15 protein-coding genes are annotated in these 17,217 nt (G+C 70.6%); 4 read left to right on the forward strand and 11 right to left on the reverse strand.

Translation table 11 applies throughout. The annotated features are described in order from the left end of the window. Positions 1 to 173: 173 nt before the first annotated feature. Positions 174 to 2,957: a PD-(D/E)XK nuclease family protein gene (locus AC07PR_RS09710; protein WP_495135135.1), complete on the forward strand. Its 2,784-nt coding sequence runs from the start codon at positions 174 to 176 to the stop codon at positions 2,955 to 2,957. Next, positions 2,954 to 6,559, forward strand: a complete 3,606-nt coding sequence (locus AC07PR_RS09715) for a UvrD-helicase domain-containing protein (protein ID WP_495135136.1) — start codon at positions 2,954 to 2,956, stop codon at positions 6,557 to 6,559. The genes AC07PR_RS09710 and AC07PR_RS09715 overlap by 4 nt, the downstream gene beginning before the upstream one ends. 63 nt (positions 6,560 to 6,622) lie before the next feature. Here the strand turns inward: AC07PR_RS09715 and AC07PR_RS09720 are convergent, their stop codons facing one another. Next, positions 6,623 to 7,306, reverse strand: a complete 684-nt coding sequence (locus AC07PR_RS09720; RefSeq protein WP_495135137.1) for a hypothetical protein — start codon at positions 7,304 to 7,306, stop codon at positions 6,623 to 6,625. Positions 7,307 to 7,478: 172 nt separating this feature from the next. Between AC07PR_RS09720 and AC07PR_RS09725 the strand changes: the two genes are divergently transcribed. Then, entirely contained in the window at positions 7,479 to 8,180 is a 702-nt protein-coding gene (locus AC07PR_RS09725; RefSeq protein WP_495135138.1) for a glutathione S-transferase N-terminal domain-containing protein, read from the forward strand. 83 nt (positions 8,181 to 8,263) lie between these two features. Here the strand turns inward: AC07PR_RS09725 and AC07PR_RS09730 are convergent, their stop codons facing one another. Both AC07PR_RS09730 and AC07PR_RS09735 read right to left on the reverse strand, forming a co-directional pair. Next, positions 8,264 to 8,491, reverse strand: coding sequence for a hypothetical protein (locus AC07PR_RS09730; RefSeq protein WP_377154078.1), 228 nt, complete (start codon positions 8,489 to 8,491; stop codon positions 8,264 to 8,266). A 32-nt stretch (positions 8,492 to 8,523) separates the two neighbouring features. Further along, positions 8,524 to 9,360: a PEP-CTERM sorting domain-containing protein gene (locus tag AC07PR_RS09735; protein WP_495135139.1), complete on the reverse strand. Its 837-nt coding sequence runs from the start codon at positions 9,358 to 9,360 to the stop codon at positions 8,524 to 8,526. Positions 9,361 to 9,726: 366 nt separating this feature from the next. Here AC07PR_RS09735 and AC07PR_RS09740 point away from each other — a divergent pair, with 366 nt between their 5' ends. Continuing rightward, a complete protein-coding gene (locus AC07PR_RS09740) occupies positions 9,727 to 9,984 on the forward strand; it encodes a hypothetical protein (RefSeq protein WP_377154082.1) in 258 nt (85 codons plus the stop codon). 19 nt (positions 9,985 to 10,003) lie between these two features. Here AC07PR_RS09740 and AC07PR_RS09745 read toward each other — a convergent pair whose 3' ends face one another. The 8 genes from AC07PR_RS09745 to AC07PR_RS09780 form a co-directional block, all read right to left on the reverse strand. After that, a complete protein-coding gene (locus tag AC07PR_RS09745) occupies positions 10,004 to 10,360 on the reverse strand; it encodes a hypothetical protein (protein ID WP_495135140.1) in 357 nt (118 codons plus the stop codon). A 77-nt stretch (positions 10,361 to 10,437) separates the two neighbouring features. Next, entirely contained in the window at positions 10,438 to 11,430 is a 993-nt protein-coding gene (locus tag AC07PR_RS09750) for a PA2778 family cysteine peptidase (protein WP_495135141.1), read from the reverse strand. Between the two features lie 7 nt (positions 11,431 to 11,437). Beyond that, on the reverse strand, positions 11,438 to 11,908 hold the full coding sequence (locus AC07PR_RS09755; protein WP_495135142.1) for a PA2779 family protein: 471 nt from the start codon (positions 11,906 to 11,908) through the stop codon (positions 11,438 to 11,440). A 220-nt stretch (positions 11,909 to 12,128) separates the two neighbouring features. Continuing rightward, positions 12,129 to 12,938, reverse strand: a complete 810-nt coding sequence (locus tag AC07PR_RS09760; protein WP_495135143.1) for a hypothetical protein — start codon at positions 12,936 to 12,938, stop codon at positions 12,129 to 12,131. A gap of 226 nt (positions 12,939 to 13,164) precedes the next feature. Continuing rightward, on the reverse strand, positions 13,165 to 14,031 hold the full coding sequence (locus AC07PR_RS09765; RefSeq protein WP_495135144.1) for a hypothetical protein: 867 nt from the start codon (positions 14,029 to 14,031) through the stop codon (positions 13,165 to 13,167). A 15-nt stretch (positions 14,032 to 14,046) separates the two neighbouring features. Continuing rightward, positions 14,047 to 14,271 carry a DUF350 domain-containing protein gene (locus AC07PR_RS09770; protein ID WP_297525741.1) on the reverse strand — a complete coding sequence of 75 codons (225 nt, stop codon included), beginning with the start codon at positions 14,269 to 14,271 and terminating at the stop codon, positions 14,047 to 14,049. 137 nt (positions 14,272 to 14,408) lie between these two features. Beyond that, the gene (locus tag AC07PR_RS09775) at positions 14,409 to 16,010 is read right to left on the reverse strand and encodes a DUF4178 domain-containing protein (RefSeq protein ID WP_495135145.1); all 1,602 of its coding nucleotides are present in this window, start codon (positions 16,008 to 16,010) and stop codon (positions 14,409 to 14,411) included. 32 nt (positions 16,011 to 16,042) lie between these two features. Further along, positions 16,043 to 17,098, reverse strand: coding sequence for an SPFH domain-containing protein (locus AC07PR_RS09780; RefSeq protein ID WP_377154095.1), 1,056 nt, complete (start codon positions 17,096 to 17,098; stop codon positions 16,043 to 16,045). Between the last annotated feature and the right edge of the window lie 119 nt (positions 17,099 to 17,217).

A 17,217-nucleotide genomic window follows, 5' to 3' on the forward strand; every position in this document is an offset into this window, starting at 1 on the left:
TTCTCACACAAGCCCGGAAACCTCGGCCCGAGTAGGCGCTCATCCGACATGCAGGTGCGCGGGCGGATCTCAAGCCGCCGGGCGCCTGGTTTTCGCTATCGTCGCGATGCGCGGAATCTTCGGCGGCGCCTCCGGGCCCGCCGCCGTTGCTGCCATTGCCGCCATTGCCGCTGTTGCCTGCCGCCACCGCCACCATCGTCACCGCCAGTCCCACCGCCTTGTCGACCACGCCGCCGCCCACGATGACGTCTCTGCCGCCGGTCGACTTTCCCCAGTCGCCGGTCGACTTTCCGCAGTCGCCGGTCGACTTTCCGTTGTCGCCGGCCCACACCAGCGCCGCGATCTGGGATGGCGTCGCACGCCGCGCGGCCGAATGGCTGGAGGCCAACGGGCTGTCCGCGCGGGACGCCGTGCTGTTGCTGCCCTTCGCGCAACATCTGGCACCGGCGCGGCGCGCCTGGATGAAGCTGTCGCGCTGGCAGCCCCGCATCGAGACGACGCACAGCCTCGCGTCGGCGCTGGGGCCGAGCGCGCTGCCGCAGGCGGACCAGTTGACCGGCGACGCCGCGATCGATGCGCTGGCCGCCCGCGCCCTGATGCGCGGCCAGAGCTGGGCCGAGGCGCTGCGCAAGGAAGATCCCCGTGCCTATGACGCCGCGGTGCAGCGGCTGGTCGAAGCCGCGCATGCGCTGGCGCGGGCCGCCGCGCTGCGCGATCCGGTGCATCGCCATGAGTTCTGGGAACAAGGCCGGGCGGCGCTGGCGCTGCAGAGCGGCGTCGGGCACCTGGAGCGCGCGCTGCTGGCGGTGGCGCTCGAATGGGCCGCGGCCGACCCCCGCGCGCCGGCCACCGACGCGCTTTTCACGCTGCGTCCGAGCGCCTGGCTGCACCTGCAGTGCGGTGGGCCGGATCCGCTCGCGCAGGCGCTGCTCGCGAGCGCGGAGGCCGCCGGCGTTCCCTGCCTGCGCCTGAACGCCGATCTGCCGCTGGACGCCGCGTTCGACGGCGGCGCGCCGGTCGGGCGCATCGAACAGGCCGTGTGCGACGACTTCGAGGACCTGGCGCAATGCAGCGCCGCGTCGGTGCTCGATCACCTGCAGGCGGGCCGCGCGCCGGTCGCGCTGATCGCGCAGGACCGCGTGCTGCTGCGGCGCGTGCGCGCGCTGCTGGAGCGCCAGGGCCTGGGCATCCAGGACGAGACCGGCTGGACCCTCGCGACGACCGCGCCGGCAGCCCAGCTGATGGCGATGCTGCGCGCCGCGCGCCGCGAGGCGACCGTCGACGATTGGCTCGCCTGGTTGAAGACACCGCTGGCCTCGTCGCTGCGCGAGCGCGGCGGCAGTGCCTCGCTGAGCGCGCTGGAGGCGCACTGCCGCAAGCGTGGCTGGTCCACGCCGCAGGCGGTGCGCGCCGATCGTCTCCCTCCGGGCAGCGAGCGGCTCTGGGAGGCCGCGCGCGAGGCGCTGGTGCCGCTGCAACTGCGCGGCGCGCAGGCGCTCGACGCCTGGATTGCCGCGCTGGGGCAGACGCTCCAGCAGCTCGGTGCCGACGAGCAGCTCAAGCGCCAGCCCGCCGGCGGTCCGCAGGTGTTGGAAGCCCTGTGGCTGAGCAAGACGCCCTGGCCGGGTTCCGGCCACGAAGCGGTCCTGCGAGGCGCGCAGCTGACCGCCTCCGAGTTCGTCGACTGGGTGTCGCAGACGCTCGAGGCCGGCGAATACAAGCCGCCGCTCGAAGGTGGACTGCAGATCATGATCACGCCGCTGGCGCGGACGATGCTGCGCCCGTTCGGCGCCATCGTGCTGCCGGGCGCGGACGCCGCGACGCTGGGGCCGGTGCCGCCGGGGCCGGTGCTGATCGGCGACACGTTCGCGCGCGAGCTCGGCCTGCCGACCGTCGAAGGCAAGCGTCATGCGCTGGCCTGGCAGTTCGCGCAGCTGCTGCGCGCGCCGGCGGTCACGCTGCTGCGGCGCGGGCATCTCGGCAGCGAGCCGCTGGCGGCGAGCCCCTTGCTGGACCGGCTCGACCTCGCACTGCAGGCGGCCGGCCACGTGCTGCCGCATTGGCACGATCCGCGCCTCGACGCGACCGTGCCGGCCGCGCAGGTCGACCGCGCCGCCGCGCAGGCGGAAGGTCGGCTGCCTGCCGCGCTGAGCGCGAGCGCGGTGGAGTCGCTGCGCCAATGCCCGTACCAGTTCTTTGCCCGCGTGCTGCTGGGCATGCGCGAAGCGGGCGAGCTCGATGTCCAGGCCGACAAGCGCGACTACGGCACCTGGCTGCACGCGGTGCTGCACCAGTTCCACACCGAGCGCGTGGAGTGCCGCGATCCCCATCTCGACGACGACGCCCGCCTGCAGCGCGCCGCGCAGGACCAGATGCGCGAGCTGGGCCTGGCGCCGGCGGAGTTCCTGCCGTACTCGGCGAGCTTCGCGCGTTTCGTGCCGGCCTACCTCGGCTGGCTCGCGGAGCGCGAGGCCGAGGGCCAGCGCTTCGAACGCGGCGAGGTCGACCGCCGCGTGCGTCCCTGGGCGGAGATCGAGCCTGCGCTCGCGGAACTCGCGCTGCTCGGGCGCATCGACCGGATCGACGACGCGCCCGATGGCCGGCTGCTCGTCGACTACAAGACCGGTAGCGTGAAGGGGTTGAAGGACAAGGTCGCCAATCCGCTCGAAGACACACAGCTCGCCGTCTACGCCGTGCTCATGGGAGTCGGCCAGTTGCACGACCTCGGCCCGCTGCGTGCGCAATACCTGGCCCTGGACGACGCCAAGGGCATCGCCGAGATCGAGCACGACCACGTGGAAGAGACGGCGGCCGTGATGCTGGACGGCTTGCGCCGGGACCTGATGGCCATCCACGCCGGCGATCCGCTGCCGGCATTGGGCGAGGGCGTTGCCTGTGCCTACTGCGAGATGCGCGGCCTGTGCCGTCGCGACGATTGGGATGGAGCCGCGCCGTGACCGCCCCGACGAATGCCCCGATGAACGCGCCGATGACGAACGCCGCCACGTCGAACGCCGCCACGGCGGATCCGCTGGGCGCGGCCGCCTACACGCTCGACGGTGCGCCGGTCGCGCGCGAGCGCTTCTACGAGCTGGCCTGCGACCCGGCGCGCAGCGTCGTCGTCGAAGCCTGCGCCGGCGCGGGCAAGACCTGGATGCTGGTCTCGCGCATCCTGCGCGCGCTGCTGGACGGCGCGCGACCGCAGGACATCGTCGCGATCACCTTCACCCGCAAGGCCGCCGGCGAGATGCGCGCGCGCCTGAACGAATGGCTGCACGAGTTCGCCCACTGCGACGACGCGGGTCGCGTGCTCGCCCTGCGCCAGCGCGGGCTGCCGCAGGCGCAGGCCGTCGACCTCGCGCCGCGCCTGGCCACGCTGCAGCAACGGCTGCTGCAGGACGCGCGGCCAGTGGAGATCCGCACCTTCCACGCCTGGTTCTCGCAGCTGCTGCGCGCCGCGCCGCTGGAACTGCTGCGCGCGCAGGGCCTGTCGCCGGAACTGCAGCTGCTGGAGGACGAAAGCGACCTGATGCCCGAGCTCTGGCAGCGTTTCCACGCCGCGGTGCTCGAGGACGACGCGCTGCTGACGATCTACCGCGACCTGAGCCTGATCCACGGCCGCAACAAGCTGCTGGACTGGCTGACGTCGGCCTTCGAGAAGCGGGTGGAACTGCGCCTCGCCCACGCGCACGGCCGGCTGATGGACAGCATGCCGACGGCGGCCGAGGCCGTGCCCGAGCTCGCCGCATTCGCCGCGCCGATCGAGGCCTTCGCGCCCCTGCGCGCCGAGTTGCAGGCGCTCGCGATCGAGCTCGGCCAGTCGACCAAGGTCACGCCGAAGAAATGTGCGACCGCGCTCGAGCAGGCGCTGCAGCTGCCCGACGAGGAGGCGCTCGCCGGCGTGCGCCAGGCGCTGTTCACGGCGGAAGGCGCGCCGCGCAAGAACCTCGGCGACTCGCCTGCGTTGTCGGCGGCGATGGACCGCCTCCAGCGGCTGCTGCTCGCGATCGAGCAGGACCGCGCGCGCCTGTGGCACCAGCAGATGTGCGCGCTGGCCTTGACGCTGCTGGATGCGTTCGACCGCCTCAAGCGCGAGCGCGGCATCGTCGACATGAACGACCTGGAGCGCGGCGCCCTGGCCCTGCTCGGGGACGCGGACCTGTCGGGCTGGGTGCAGGAGCGGCTCGACAGCCAGGTCCGGCACCTGCTGATCGACGAATTCCAGGACACCAGCCCGCTGCAATGGCACGCGCTGCACGCATGGCTGTCCGGCTATGTCGGCGCGGGCGGCGGCGCCAGCGGACAGCGGCCGCCGTCGGTCTTCATCGTCGGCGACCCGAAGCAGAGCATCTACCGCTTCCGCCGCGCCGAGCCCCGCGTCTTCGCGGCGGCGCGCGATTTCGTGCGCGAAGGCCTGGATGGCGTGCTGCTCGCGTGCGACCACACGCGGCGCAACTCGGGCCCGGTGCTGGCGGCGGTGAACGCCGTCTTCGAATCGGCGAGCCTGGCGCAGCAGTACAGCGGTTTCCGCCCGCACACGACGGAGTCGGGCAGTGGCGATCCGCTGGACGGGGTCTTCTTCATCGCCGGCGACCAGACCTCCGATGACGAAGCGACCGAAACGACGCGGGAGGAGGGCACCTGGCGCCCGAGTCTGACCGAAGCGCGGCGCGAGCCGGAGCTGCATCGCCGCGAGGCCGAGGCCGGGCGGATTGCCGCCTGCATCGGTGATCTGCTGGCCAAGCGCGAGGCGCAGCCGGGCGAGATCTTCGTGCTGGCGCGCAAGCGCGAGGGCCTGCGCGTGCTCGCGCAGATCCTCAAGGGCCAGGGGATCGCGCATGCGGCGCCGGAGGACATGGCGCTGCTCGACGCGCCGGACGTCCGCGATCTGCTGGCGCTGCTGGATGCCTTGGCGTCGAGCGGCCATCAGCTGTCGCTGGCGCACGCGCTGCGCAGCCCGCTGTTCGGCGCGAGCGAGGCGGACCTGCTGTGGCTCGCCGCCGAATCACGTTCCGTGAAGTGGCTCGGTCAAGAGCAGCAGGAGCAGCAGGAGCAGCCTCCCACGGACAGAGAACCAACGCAGGCAGCGGGTGCTGCAGGACCGGCATGGGGCTTGGGGGGCCTGGAGGGATCCCCCATGCCCCGTGGAGGGCCCGCTGAGCCGGAGCAGGTGGGCGATCTCCCGCCTGCGGACCCACGTCCGGAGGCGCCGCAGCAGGAAGGTCCGACGACCCGCTCCTGGTGGGAGACGCTCCTCCAAGCCGATCCTGAGGCCCTGAGCGAGCCACTGCGCCGCGCGCAGGGGTTGCTGTCGCGCTGGGCGTCGACGGCGGTGCTGCGCAGCCCGCACGATCTGCTCGACGCAATCGTCCATGAGGGCGACCTGATGGCGCGCCTGGCGGCTGCCGTGCCGGCCAGTGAGCGCCGCGCGCGGCTGCATGCGGTGGAGGCGCTGCTCGCGCTGGCCCTGGAGCTGGATGGTGGCCGGTACGCCGGCCTGTACGGCTTCGTCCGCGCGCTGAAGAGCCGCGCGCTGAAGCTGGCGGCCCCCGCCGAGCCCGATGCCGTGCAACTGCTGACGGTGCACGGCGCCAAGGGGCTGGAGGCGAAGGTCGTGATCCTGATGGATGCGGAGGCCGGCCCGGCGCGCTCGGAGAGCATGGCGCTGGCGATCTCCTGGCCGGTGCAGGAGGCCGTGCCGCGGACGGTGGCCTTCCTCGTGTCGGAGGCGAAGCCGCCGCCGTCGCTGCAGGCCCTGCTCGACGACGAGAAGGACCAACGCCAGCGCGAGGAGCTCAACGCGCTGTATGTCGCGATGACGCGCGCGCGGCACCGGCTGCTGCTCAGCCGCACGCCGGCGAAGCGCCAGAGCTCATCGGGGACGTGGTGGACGCGGGTGCAGCCGCAGGCCGAGGCGATGGCGGTGCCGGAGGTCGCTGACGGCCAGCGCGTGCCGGACGAGGACGTCGCGTGTCTCAAGATGCTGCCGCGCGTCGAGCCGCTGCCGGCGGAGGTGGCGGACGCCGGCGCGGACGTCGGCCAGAGTCCCGACGAGGTCGACGACAGCGCCGCGCTCGGCGAGGCGCTGCATCGCGTGCTCGAATGGCACAGCGGGCCGCAGGGCGGCGCGCATGCGCTGGACCGGCTGATGGCGGCCGCGGCGCAGATGTACGGCCTCGACGCGCGCCGCACGGAGCGCCTCGAGCGCAGCGTGCGGGCGATCCTCGGCAGCGGGGACTGCGCGCCGTTCTTCGATGCCGCCGCGCTCGACTGGCACGGCAACGAGGTGCCGCTCAGCTGGAACGGCCATGACATGCGGCTGGACCGGCTCGTCAGCCGCCGCGACGGCGCGGGCGTGCGCACGTGGTGGGTGCTCGACTACAAGCTCCACCCGGCGCCGCAGCGCAATCCCGAGTACATCCAGCAGCTGTGGCGCTACCGCGAGGCCGTGATGGCGCTGCAGCCCGGCGAGCCGGTGCGCTGCGCCTTCATCACGGGGCATGGCCGGTTGATCGATTGCACCGAGGCGGTGGCCGGCGCGGCCGATCTCTTCGCCTAGATTCGATACCTTCTTGCTTCCTCTCCCGCTTGCGGGAGAGGAAGTAGGAGGGCGCGGCGACTCTCAGGCCGGCGAGCCGTAATCCCCTTCGGACGGCCGGCTGTGCCAGGCCACCGACGTCGTCGTCGGCCACGGTCCGCCGTCGCCCAGACGCTGATGCACCGCCTGCGCGCTCAGCGCCGCGGCCTCCAGCACGCGCGTCAGCGCCTGGAGCTCCGCCATCGCCGGCTCCGCCATCGACGTGCGCAGATAGACGTTGCCGCGCAGGCTCAGCAGCACGAACGGACGTCCCTCCACGAGGATGTCCTGCGTCGCCTGGGCCAGCCGCTCGGACAGGTCCTTGTCGAGCCAGGCCATGACCAGCTCGCGGTTGATGCCCACCGCGCCGAAGCGCTGCCGCACGAGCTTGGACTCCATCTGCGCGTGCTTCGGGAACATCACCAGCCAGCGCATCTCCTCGGGCGTGTCCGTGTCCACGCGCGTGCGCAGCGTGTCGGTGTAGGCCTCGAAGACGCTGCTCTCCAGACGCTCCATCAGCTTGCGCTCGATGAGCATCATCTGCATGTCGGGATTGATCTTGAGCTCGCAGCGCATGCGCAGCTCGAAGCCGTCGATGTAGCTGCGCTGCGAGGGCCCCCACTCGATGCGGGTCAGGCCGGGCAGCGTGCGGGGCAGGTCGATGACGAACCCGCGCCCGTCGCGGGCGTGGCGCAACTGGCCGCCGCGTTCCGAGGCCCACTCGCTCAAGGGACGCCACCGGGCCGCGTTGGCACGGGCGGCGAACCACTGTTTGATTTGTTTGATTACCATGAGGCGGGACGATGCGCGTGGGGCCCGGGGTCCGTGCATTGAAGCGTCGACGGAGTGGTCGATCGACATGTGGACGAACAGGGCTTCGCGCCCGAACGGAGAACGCTTGATGATCGAAGTGTATTCATGGCCCACGCCCAATGGCCACAAGGTGCACATCATGCTGGAAGAGTGCCGCCTGCCTTACCGGGTGATTCCCGTGGACATCGGCGCCGGCGACCAGTTCGATGCGAAATTCCTCGCCATCAGCCCCAACAACAAGATCCCCGCGATCGTCGATCCCGACGGGCCCGACGGGCCGGACGGGCAGCCGATCTCGCTGTTCGAGTCCGGCGCGATCCTGCTGTACCTCGCCGGCAAGACGGGGCAGTTCCTGCCGCCGGACACGCGCGGCCGCTACGAGGCGCTGCAGTGGCTGATGTTCCAGATGGGCGGCGTGGGGCCGATGCTGGGCCAGACGCATCACTTCCGGATGTACGCCCCCGAGAAGATCGAGTACGCCATCGACCGCTACACCAACGAGGCCAAACGCCTCTACGGTGTGATCGACCGGCGGCTGGCGCGCAGCAAGTACATCGCGGGGCCCGCGTACGGCATCGCCGACATGGCGATCTTCCCGTGGCTGCGCGGCGCGAAGAACCAGGGCGTGGAGATGGCGGACCACCCGCACCTGAAGGGCTGGTTCGACGAGATCGCGAAGCGGCCCGCGGTGGTCCGCGCCGTCGAGGTGCTGGCCGAGAAGCGCCGTCCGCTGGTCGACGACAAGGCGCGCGAAGTGCTCTTCGGCAAGACCCAGTACGAGCGGCGTTGAGGACCGCAGACCCGGTCCGGCCGGGCGCCGGCGCACGCTGATGTGGCCGGATCGACCGAGGCCGCCCCGCTTCGTCGACGGGGTCAGATCTTGCCCAGCCGCGCGCGGTCGCCGAGCTCGGTGAGCCAGCGGCGGCCGTCCTCGCGGATGGCCGTCGCCAGGCCCTTGTCCTGCAGCCGCTGCTGCATCTCCTCGCTGACCGGCATGCCGCCGGGCGATTGGGGGAGGAAGTACAGCGCGGCGCGCTCGTCCTCGGTGATTACCAGGTCGGGGGGCGGGACGGGGAAGCTGAAGGTCGGCGGCGTGGACATGCGCCGCAGTATCCCTCAGGGTCGGGCTCCGTTCAGGCCGTGGCCGCGGCCTTGATCGCGCGGGTCCGGCGACGGCCCGCGAGGCCCGCCGCCAGGGCGGCGATGCCCAGCAGCGCCAGCGAACCCGGCTCCGGCAGCTCACCCGCGGCGAAGGCCAGCGAATTGGCCATCAGCAGCGCGCCGTCGCTCGACGGGACCCAGCCGCCGGGCGACACTTCGCTGGAGGTGGGGAACATGTTCAGCCCGACGACCACGCCCTTGTGGTCCATGCGGTAGCCGGCCAGCGCCTGTCCGTTGCTCCAGTCGGCGACGATCTCGGTGCCGGCCTTGGCCGTGAGGCGGTAGCACAGCGCGGACGCGCCGCCGTTGAAGCTGGTGATGTCGCGCATCAGCGGGCTGTCGGACCGGACCACCTGGCCCAGGCCGCCGCAGGAGTTCTGGTTGTTGCTGGTGTTGAAGACGTCGTAGTTGGCGGAGACGAAGCGGCCTTGCATGCCCTTGAATCCGGAGGTCGCGTGCGACAGGCCGGCTTCCACGACGCCGCCGCCGAGGTCCACGTAGTCCGCCAGCACGTTGCCCAGCTGCAGGGCGCTGGCGAAGGGCACGGTGGCGCTTTCGTTGTAGACCAGCACGGCGTCGTAGGCCGTCAGCATGGCGAGCGTGGGGGTGCCCGTGGCGACGTTGAAGACGTCGACCACGCCGCTGACCACGCCGGTGGCGGCGATCTTCGACCGCACATCGGTCAGGCTGCCCGCCTGCACGGGCGCACCGAGGATCAGCACCGAGGCCTGCGCGGCCGCGGCGGTCGCGCACAGCAGGGTCGCGGCCAGGGTGGCGCGGAGAGGGGGAAGGAGGGTCGAGCGCTTCATCGGGGGTTCTCTCTCGGACGGTCGTTCTTGTGGTCGTTGGCGGGAGGCCACGGAAACGGGAGGCTAAAGCAACATCCAAGCCATTGGGTGCGAATTCCCGGTGCCTCAAGCACTTGCGCCGGTTGTCCCTGGAGCAGGGGTCAGCGGGTGTAATGAATCCCGACACTTCCGGCGTGGAAGTTGCTTCGCGGAGCGCCCGGCCGGGCGCTTGCCGGCCTCCCTTGTAATGCGGGGGTAAAACACCGTCGGCGCGCGTGGCGCCGGGCGACGGTTGGAGGGAAACTTGCCCAGGCGTGAAGGTGCAACCTGCTTGTCAGCGGGGCGCGATCCTGATCACACCGCGATCACAACGCAAAAGGAGTCCTCATGTCAGCCAAGCCAGACCACACCGACGCCGTCGGGGGCGTCGAGAGTCACAACGGACGCTGGTTCGTCCGCGAAGTCGTCGGCGAGGCACCGCCGTTCCGGGCCCGTTACCTGGTGATTGCCGCGCACGCCGCGAACGGCGGCAAGCCGGAACTCAACGGCTACTGGCACGAGCTCGAACGCAGCTTCGACACCTGGAGCTATGCGGCCGACGCGGCCTTGGAGGCCGCGCAGCGGACGATCGATTTCAGGCCTTGATCCGCGGAGCGCGGAGGCCTCAGGGTTGGATCATCCGCGCGCCGAGCGCCTGCTCGATGCTGGAGAACTGGGGCGCGCAGGAGTTGTTGCCCCGCACCGTGACGGGCTGTCCAGCGGCCTTCGCGGCTACCAGCATGGCGAACATGTTCTTGTCGGCTGCGTCGACGATGGGCAGCACGAAGTCCCAGCTGGCATTGATGTGGCAGGCCGGGAGGTTGGATTTGGATCCAGCCAGCTTGATGAAGACCAGGTTGCCGCCGATGTCCTTGTCGATCGCCATTTCAACGATCTGACCGGTCATGGCTGCGGCCAGCGCGGACGGGGCCATCGCGCAGGAAGCGGCCAGCGTGGCTGCCGATTTGATCCACGGGTTCATGTGTTCTCTCCCTCCGGGGTGTTGTTCATCCGGCCCTTGTGCCGGGCGCGCGGATTCTGCCAGCCGGAAAGGGCGGGTCACATGCCCGCGGTGATCTTCTTCTGCAGCGCCTTGTACTGCTCCAGGCGCGGGCCGCCGAGCGCGACCGCGCGCTCGATCGCGAGCGAGGCCTTGTAGCGCTCACCCTGTTCCATCAGCACCTGCGCCAGGTTGTTCCAGCCTTCGGGCAGGTCGGGTCGCACGTCCGTGAGCCGCGCATAGTGCCGGGCGGCAGTGCGGCGGTCTTTGGCCGCGTAGGCGGTGTTGCCGGCGCCCAGCAGCAGCACGGGCTCGCCGGGCCAGCGCGTCAGCGCGGCCGTGTAGCCCTTGCGCGCGGCCGGCGCGTCCAGACGTTCAAGCGCCGCCAGCGCGGCGCCGGTTCCCGCACCGTCCAGCGAGGCCGGCAGCAGGTCGGGCGGGAGCGTCGTCATCGCCCAGTAGTCGCCACGGGCCCAGGTGCGTTCGAAGACCGGCAGCTCGATCTCCTGCCGCGCGGTCTTGCCGCTGTGCAGCAGGATCGTCCGGCGCTGCTTGTCGTAGCCGACGGCGACGGCGTAATGCCACACCGGCGCGACGTCCAGCGACAGGTTCTGGAACACGATCACCGGATGCCCGGCGGCGACCTCGGCCAGCAGCGCGTCCAGCCGCGGCGGCAGCACATAGGCCGGCAAGCCCTGGCGGCGCGTCGCGACCAGCATCTCCGTCTGCAGCGAGCCCTTGCGGCCCGGCAGGAAGACCTGCGGCTTCAACTGCTCGACCGTCGTGGACTTGCCCGCCGTGCGCAGCAGCATCGCGAGCGCGGCCGGGCCGCATTCGTAGTCGTCCTGCGCGATGAACGGCGTCTTCGCGGACAGGTCCACGCGCGCCGGCAGGTCGGCGGGCCATTGCCGTTCCAGCGCCTGCAGCTGCGGCGGCGTGCTCGCGCAGCCGCCCAGCAGCAGCGCCAGCGCCAGCATCGGCGCGGCCAGCGGAATCAGCGAGCGGGAAGTCCGCGCGGAGCGGACGAGCCGGACGGGCCGCGTGATCGACATGAAGACCTCAGCGGATCGATCGCGTGAACGGGAAGACCTTGGTGAAGCCCAGGATGTCGGTGATCAGCAGGATCACGAACACGGTGAAGATCAGGCCCAGCACCTCGCCGCCGGCGGGGGCTTCGGCGATGCGGCCGTCGAGCGCGCGGATCTCGTCGTCGGACATCGCGTCCACGCGCGCCTGCGCGGCAGCGGCATCGACGCCCTCCTTGACCATGGCCTGACGCACGTCCTCGCGGGCGAAGAAGGCGTTGACGCGGACGCGGCTGTCGGCGGCTGTGCCGGTGGGCGCGGCGGGCTGCACCAGCGCGTCGGTCGGCACGACCTGCGCGCTCGCGTGCATCGGCAACGCCATCAGCGTGCAGGAGGCGATCAGCGTGGACGCGATCGCGCGCTTGGCCAGCGAGGGGCGCGAAGCGGTCACGGTGGCGATGGCGCCGGAGCAGGCGGCTTGGGAAGCTTGTTCTTGTCGGTTCATGGTCGGACCTGGAGGGAGGATGGAGAAATCCTAGGTCCGCGCCCGATGCTGTTACAAGTTCGATTACCGGGCGTCACATCGGATGCAATTCCCGGGTGATCGGGTGTCAGGACAGGCTTGAAGAACGTGATAAGGCGATGCCGCGCCAACGCGGGTCACGCTCCGCGCGCTGATGCGCCCATCGGGCTTCAGTGGCTCAGTGGCGCTGTACTTCAGCGCTTCATCGATCACAGCGTTGGCCGCTGGCGCTGCGCAGGATCCAGCGCTCGCCCTTGCGGGACAGCAGCGCGGTGGAACTGAGCGTGCCGAGGTCGCAGGTCGTCGCATCGACTTCGGCGAACTGCGCCAGCTCGACGGTGTCCGCGTCGCGCCAGCGCATGAAGCGGAAGCTGATCGCGGTCTGCTCCGGCGTGGGCTGGAAGCGGTAGCGCTCGACGAGGCGGCCGTCCTCGCGGCTCCAGAGGACCACGCCGTTGAACTCCTGGCCCGGCGACGCGTGCGTCACCACCAGGAAGCGACCGTCCGGCGACGGGTTGACGTTGCCATGCATCTCGTAGCGCGTGCCGTCGGCGCGGGAGATCCACAGCAGTTCACTGCCGGCCGGCAGCGTCGCGCGCACGACGTAGAACTGGCCGTCGGGCGACAGGCCGTCGAGGCGGAAGTCCACGGAAGGCAGCGCCGGATCGGCGGGATCGGATCGCTGGCTGTCGAGGACCACCGGGCGGCCCTTGACGATGGGCAGCCACAGGCGCAGGTCATCGCGGCGTGCCGCCACGCCGAGCCGGCGCAGCACCTCGGCCTCGGCCTGGGCGCGGAACTGTTCGTCGGAGCCTTCCTCGGCGACGACTCCGCCAGCGGTCGCGGTCGAGGGCGCGAACAGCATGCCGCGCGGCGCGAGTCCCACCGAACCGACTGGGCGGGGCGGCGCGGGCCAGGCGTTGGAGGAGGCTTCGGCGGCGACGCCCGTGAGCATCAGCGCGACTGCGATGGCGGCACGAAACGCGCGGCCGACGCGGACGGCGGGAACCATGGCGGAAGCGGCGGCCGGGAGAACGGCTGGCAGGGCAGCCGGAACGGCGGGCGAGGCGGACAACATCGGACGAAGGCGCGGGCGCGGGCGGAACGGGGGGACGGGGTGACCAGGCGCCGCAGTCTAAAAGGGCCTCCGTGCGCTGGCCCACACACGTTACGCATGGTGACAAGACCTGCCCCCGGGCGGGGTCAGGTCGTGAGGTCGACCCCCCCGAACGGGCAGGTCAGCGCTTGCAGCGCGGCGCCGTGACGTCCTTGAGCGACCAGTTGTCGCCCTCGCGGGTGAGCACGACCAGCGTCTCCTCCATCGCGTCGCGGCAGGTGAGGGGATCACCCTGCGTGGTCCGTTCGAGCTCGATGGTCCGGTTGTCCTTCCAGCGCATGAAGCGGTAGAGCGCGTAGCGATCGCCGGGTTCGTGCCGGAACTTCTCGACCAGCCGGCTCGAGGCGCGCTCCCAGATCAGGATGCCGTTGAAGTCCATCAGCTCGGAGGCGCTGACGACCGCGAGCAGGCTGCCGTCCGGCGAGGGCTTGGGCGTGGCGCGCAGCCGATAGCGCTCGCCGTCCTGGCGCGAGACCCAGATGACGTCGCTGCTCTCGTAGTAGGTCGCGCGCACGACGAAGAACTCGCGATCCGGCGACAGGCCGTCGAAGCGGTAGTCCTCGTAGGCGGCCTCGCTGTGACCGCTGGCGTTGGGCCAGACGCTGTCGAAGATCTCCGGCCGGCCCGACACGGTCGGCAGCACCAGCCGCGAGCCGGTGCGCTTGATGAGGTCGTGCCGGCCCGCCGCGTTGGCCTTGCGGATCGCGTCGGCCTCGGCCTTGGCGCGGAAGGCCTCGTCGGAGCCTTCATTGCCGGCGGCCTGGCCCGGGTCCGCCTCCGGCCGCGCGCGCTGCAGGTCCTTCGTGAAGTCGCCCTTGGGCGCGATGCCGGACGGCTTCGGCAGCGGGGGCGGCTTGTAGGTCTGCTGCTGCGCCGACGCGGGACCGGCGGTCGCCGCCACCAGGACGGCGAGCGCGGCCAGCGCGGTCGACACAGTCGACGCGCGCGGGGCGGCGGAGCGGGCAACGGATCGGACGAAGGAGCGCATGAAGGTCTGTTCAGTTCAACCGTGGATCGCCGCGGCGACGATCTGGCCGATGGAGATGCACATCGCCGCGACCACGACGGCCAGGGCCATGTTCTTGTGCTCGACGATCTCTTCCCACAGCTTGTACGGGGTCAGCTTGTCGATGACGACGAAGCTGATCCAGAACACCAGCACGCCGATGAGGGCGTACAGGATGGAGCCCAGCACGATCGCGGGCTTGAGCCATTCGAAACCTTCCATGTCGTTCTCCTGATCGGTCGTGATGTCGGACGTGAAGTCGGTGGGGAACGGCGGGCGGAGATCCGAGCTGCCGGAGTGTCTCCGCGATTGCCGTCGTCGTCGTGGTGACTCTGGGTGACTCTGGGTGAGACTGGTGACTACTTGTGGCCGCCGCCGCCGCTGCTGTAACCGCCGTACGAGCCGCCGCTGGAGCCCACGTAGCCCACGCCGGAGCCGCGGCTGCTGCGCTTGCACTGCTGGTACTCGGCGCTGGTCTCGCCGTAGGTGTCCTTGTAGCGGTCGCAATCATCCTTGCTGCAGGCGCGCAGCATCGCGAACAGCACCGCGATGATGAAGATCCCGATGATGATGTTGCGCAGCAGCTTGCCCTGGTCCATGCCCGACGTCACGTCGCGGCGCAGCGCCGGCATCTTGTCCTCGGGCAGCGCGGAGAAGCGGCGCACCTCGGCGGCGTCCACGGCGCGGCCGTGGCTCCAGGTGACCTCGTTGCCGGCCTGCTCGCTGCTGAGCAGCTCCAGCCGGGTGCCGTTGCGCCATTCGTAGTCGCGGACGAGGGCGCGTTCCTCGCGCTTGACGCGCCAGTAGAACTCGCCGAGCACATAGGTGACCTTCGCGGTGTAGGTCCACTTGTGCTTGAAGTCCTTGTCCTTGTAGCGGACGGATTTCGCTCCCGCGTTCGACGGCGCGCCGGTGATCGGGCGCACGACGCTCCAGCCGTCCTCGGTGTCGACGAGGAAGGCGAAGCCCTCCATGCGGCTGAACAGCAGGTACTCGCGCCAGAAGGTTTGTTCGTCCTCGCTGGACTCGGGGAGGTCGCAGCGCTCCAGGTAACCGACGACCTGCCAGGGCTTGGGCGTGCCGCCCTCGATGGCGAGCATGCCGGTCGTGCCGAGCGGGATCTGCGGCTCGCCGCCGGTGTTCTGGCGATAGGCGGCCAGGTCGGCGCCGGCGCCTGTCGAAACATCGACGACGGACTTGCACTGGCCGCAGACGATGGACTGCGTCGTGCCGAGTTTCGGTTCGAGCGCCGCGCCGCAGTTGGGGCAGGGCAGCGCCTTGGATTGCAGCGTGGCGCCGCTTTCCTGGCGCAGACCGGTCAGCGCGAGATCGGCGAGCTGGACCGCGCGTCCGATCGACCAGGTGGGCTGGGCCGGATCGCCGTACTCGAGTGTCGCGACCTCATCGGCGGTGTTGCGCAGGTCGACGACGGGGTAGCTCTTCGCGAGCTGCGGCGGGTGCGGCAGTTCGCCTTCGGCGGCGGCCAGCGTCGCATCGACGATGGACGCGACCTGCCACGCCGTGCCGGCCAGCATCTGCAGCCCGCCGGGCCGCAGCGTGGCGGGATCGGGCGCGCGCTCCTGCAGCGGCGCCTCGAAGCTGATGACGAAGCTGCCGTTGTCCTCGGCCAGCCAGCCGCTGCGGGGCGGCTGGTCGGCGCTGGCGTCGAAGAGGATGTGCCACTCGTTCCAGCTGCCGTCGGCATAGACCATCTGCAGCCGGCCGGCCACGACGAAGCCCGCGCCCGCGTAGCGCCCGGCGGCGCCGAGCTGCAGCGGCGAGTAGTCCTCGAACAGTTCCGAACTGGTGCCGATCTTGCGCAGCGCGTCGCCCTCACGCAGCAGCGTGGAGCGGCAATAGCTGCAGACCGCGCTGGCGGACGCGGCCGAGGCGAACTCGACCGGCGCCCCGCAGTTCGGGCAGTGCGCCTGCCAGCGGCGCTGGGGGGAAGCGGTAGCCAATCAGGACCCGGAACGAGACGCGCCGGGTGGCGTCAGCTGAGCTTCTTGAGCAGCTCGGCCTTCTTGGTCGCGAACTCCTCGTCGGTGAGGATGCCCTTGGCCTTGAGGTCGCCGAGTTTTTCCAGCAGCAGGAGCACCTCATCGGCGCTGGCGCTGACGGGTTGCGGCTGCACGGGAGCGGCGGCTTGAGCGGCCGCCTGGTTGGCGCCGGTCAGGCCCTGCTGCAACTGTTGCGCCATGGTCTGGCCGAGCGCCAGCCCGGCGCCGAGGCCCATCGCATCGCCCGCGATGCCGCCGCCGCCCGAGCCCACGCCTTCGGCGAGCTTGGGGATGGCCTGCGCGGTCTGGTACTGCATGAACTGGCCCATGTTCTGGCCGATCATGCCCATGCCGATCTTCTGGTCGAGGATCTTCTGCAGCTCCTCGGGCAGGGAGACGTTCTGCAGGGTGACCATCTCGAGCTTGAGGCCGAGCGCGTCGAAGGACGGCGCGGTGGCTTCCATCAGCGCCTTCGCGAACTCGACCTGGTTCGCGGCAAGGTCCAGGAAGGGGATGCCGGACTGGGCGACCGCGTCGGAGATGTGCTGCAGCATCAGGCCGCGGAGCTGGCCGTCGAGCTCGGTGACGGTGTAGCGCTCGCGGGTGCCGGAGATCTCGGTGTGGAACTTCTTCGGATCGACGATGCGATACGAGTAGTTGCCGAACGCGCGCAGGCGCACGGCACCGAAGTCCTTGTCGCGGATGGTGACGGGCTGGGTGGTGCCCCAGCGCTGGTCCACCTGCTGGCGGGTGGAGAAGAAGTAGACGTCGCTCTTGAAGGGGGACTCGAAGAGCTTGTCCCAGTTCTTGAGGTAGGTGAGGACCGGCAGCGTCTGCGTGGTCAGCTTGTACATGCCGGGGCCGAACACGTCGGCGACCTTGCCTTCGTTGACGAAGACGGCCATCTGCGACTCGCGGACGGTGAGGGAGGCGCCGTACTGGATCTCGAAGTCCTGCATCGGGTAGCGGACCGCGAGGACGCCGTTGTCGTCCTCCGTCCACTGGATGATGTCAATGAACTGTTTCTTGATGAAGTCCATCAGGCCCATGGCGCTGCTCCACGAAAGGCACGGTCCAAGTCGACCGTCGCGAGGGAGTATCCCTCAGCGGCGGGGCGACCTTGGTCACCCTGAGGGGGGAGGTTTGTGCGGATGGAGCGACGCCGTCC

It is taken from the genome of Roseateles sp. GW821-FHT09H11 (assembly GCF_059415845.1).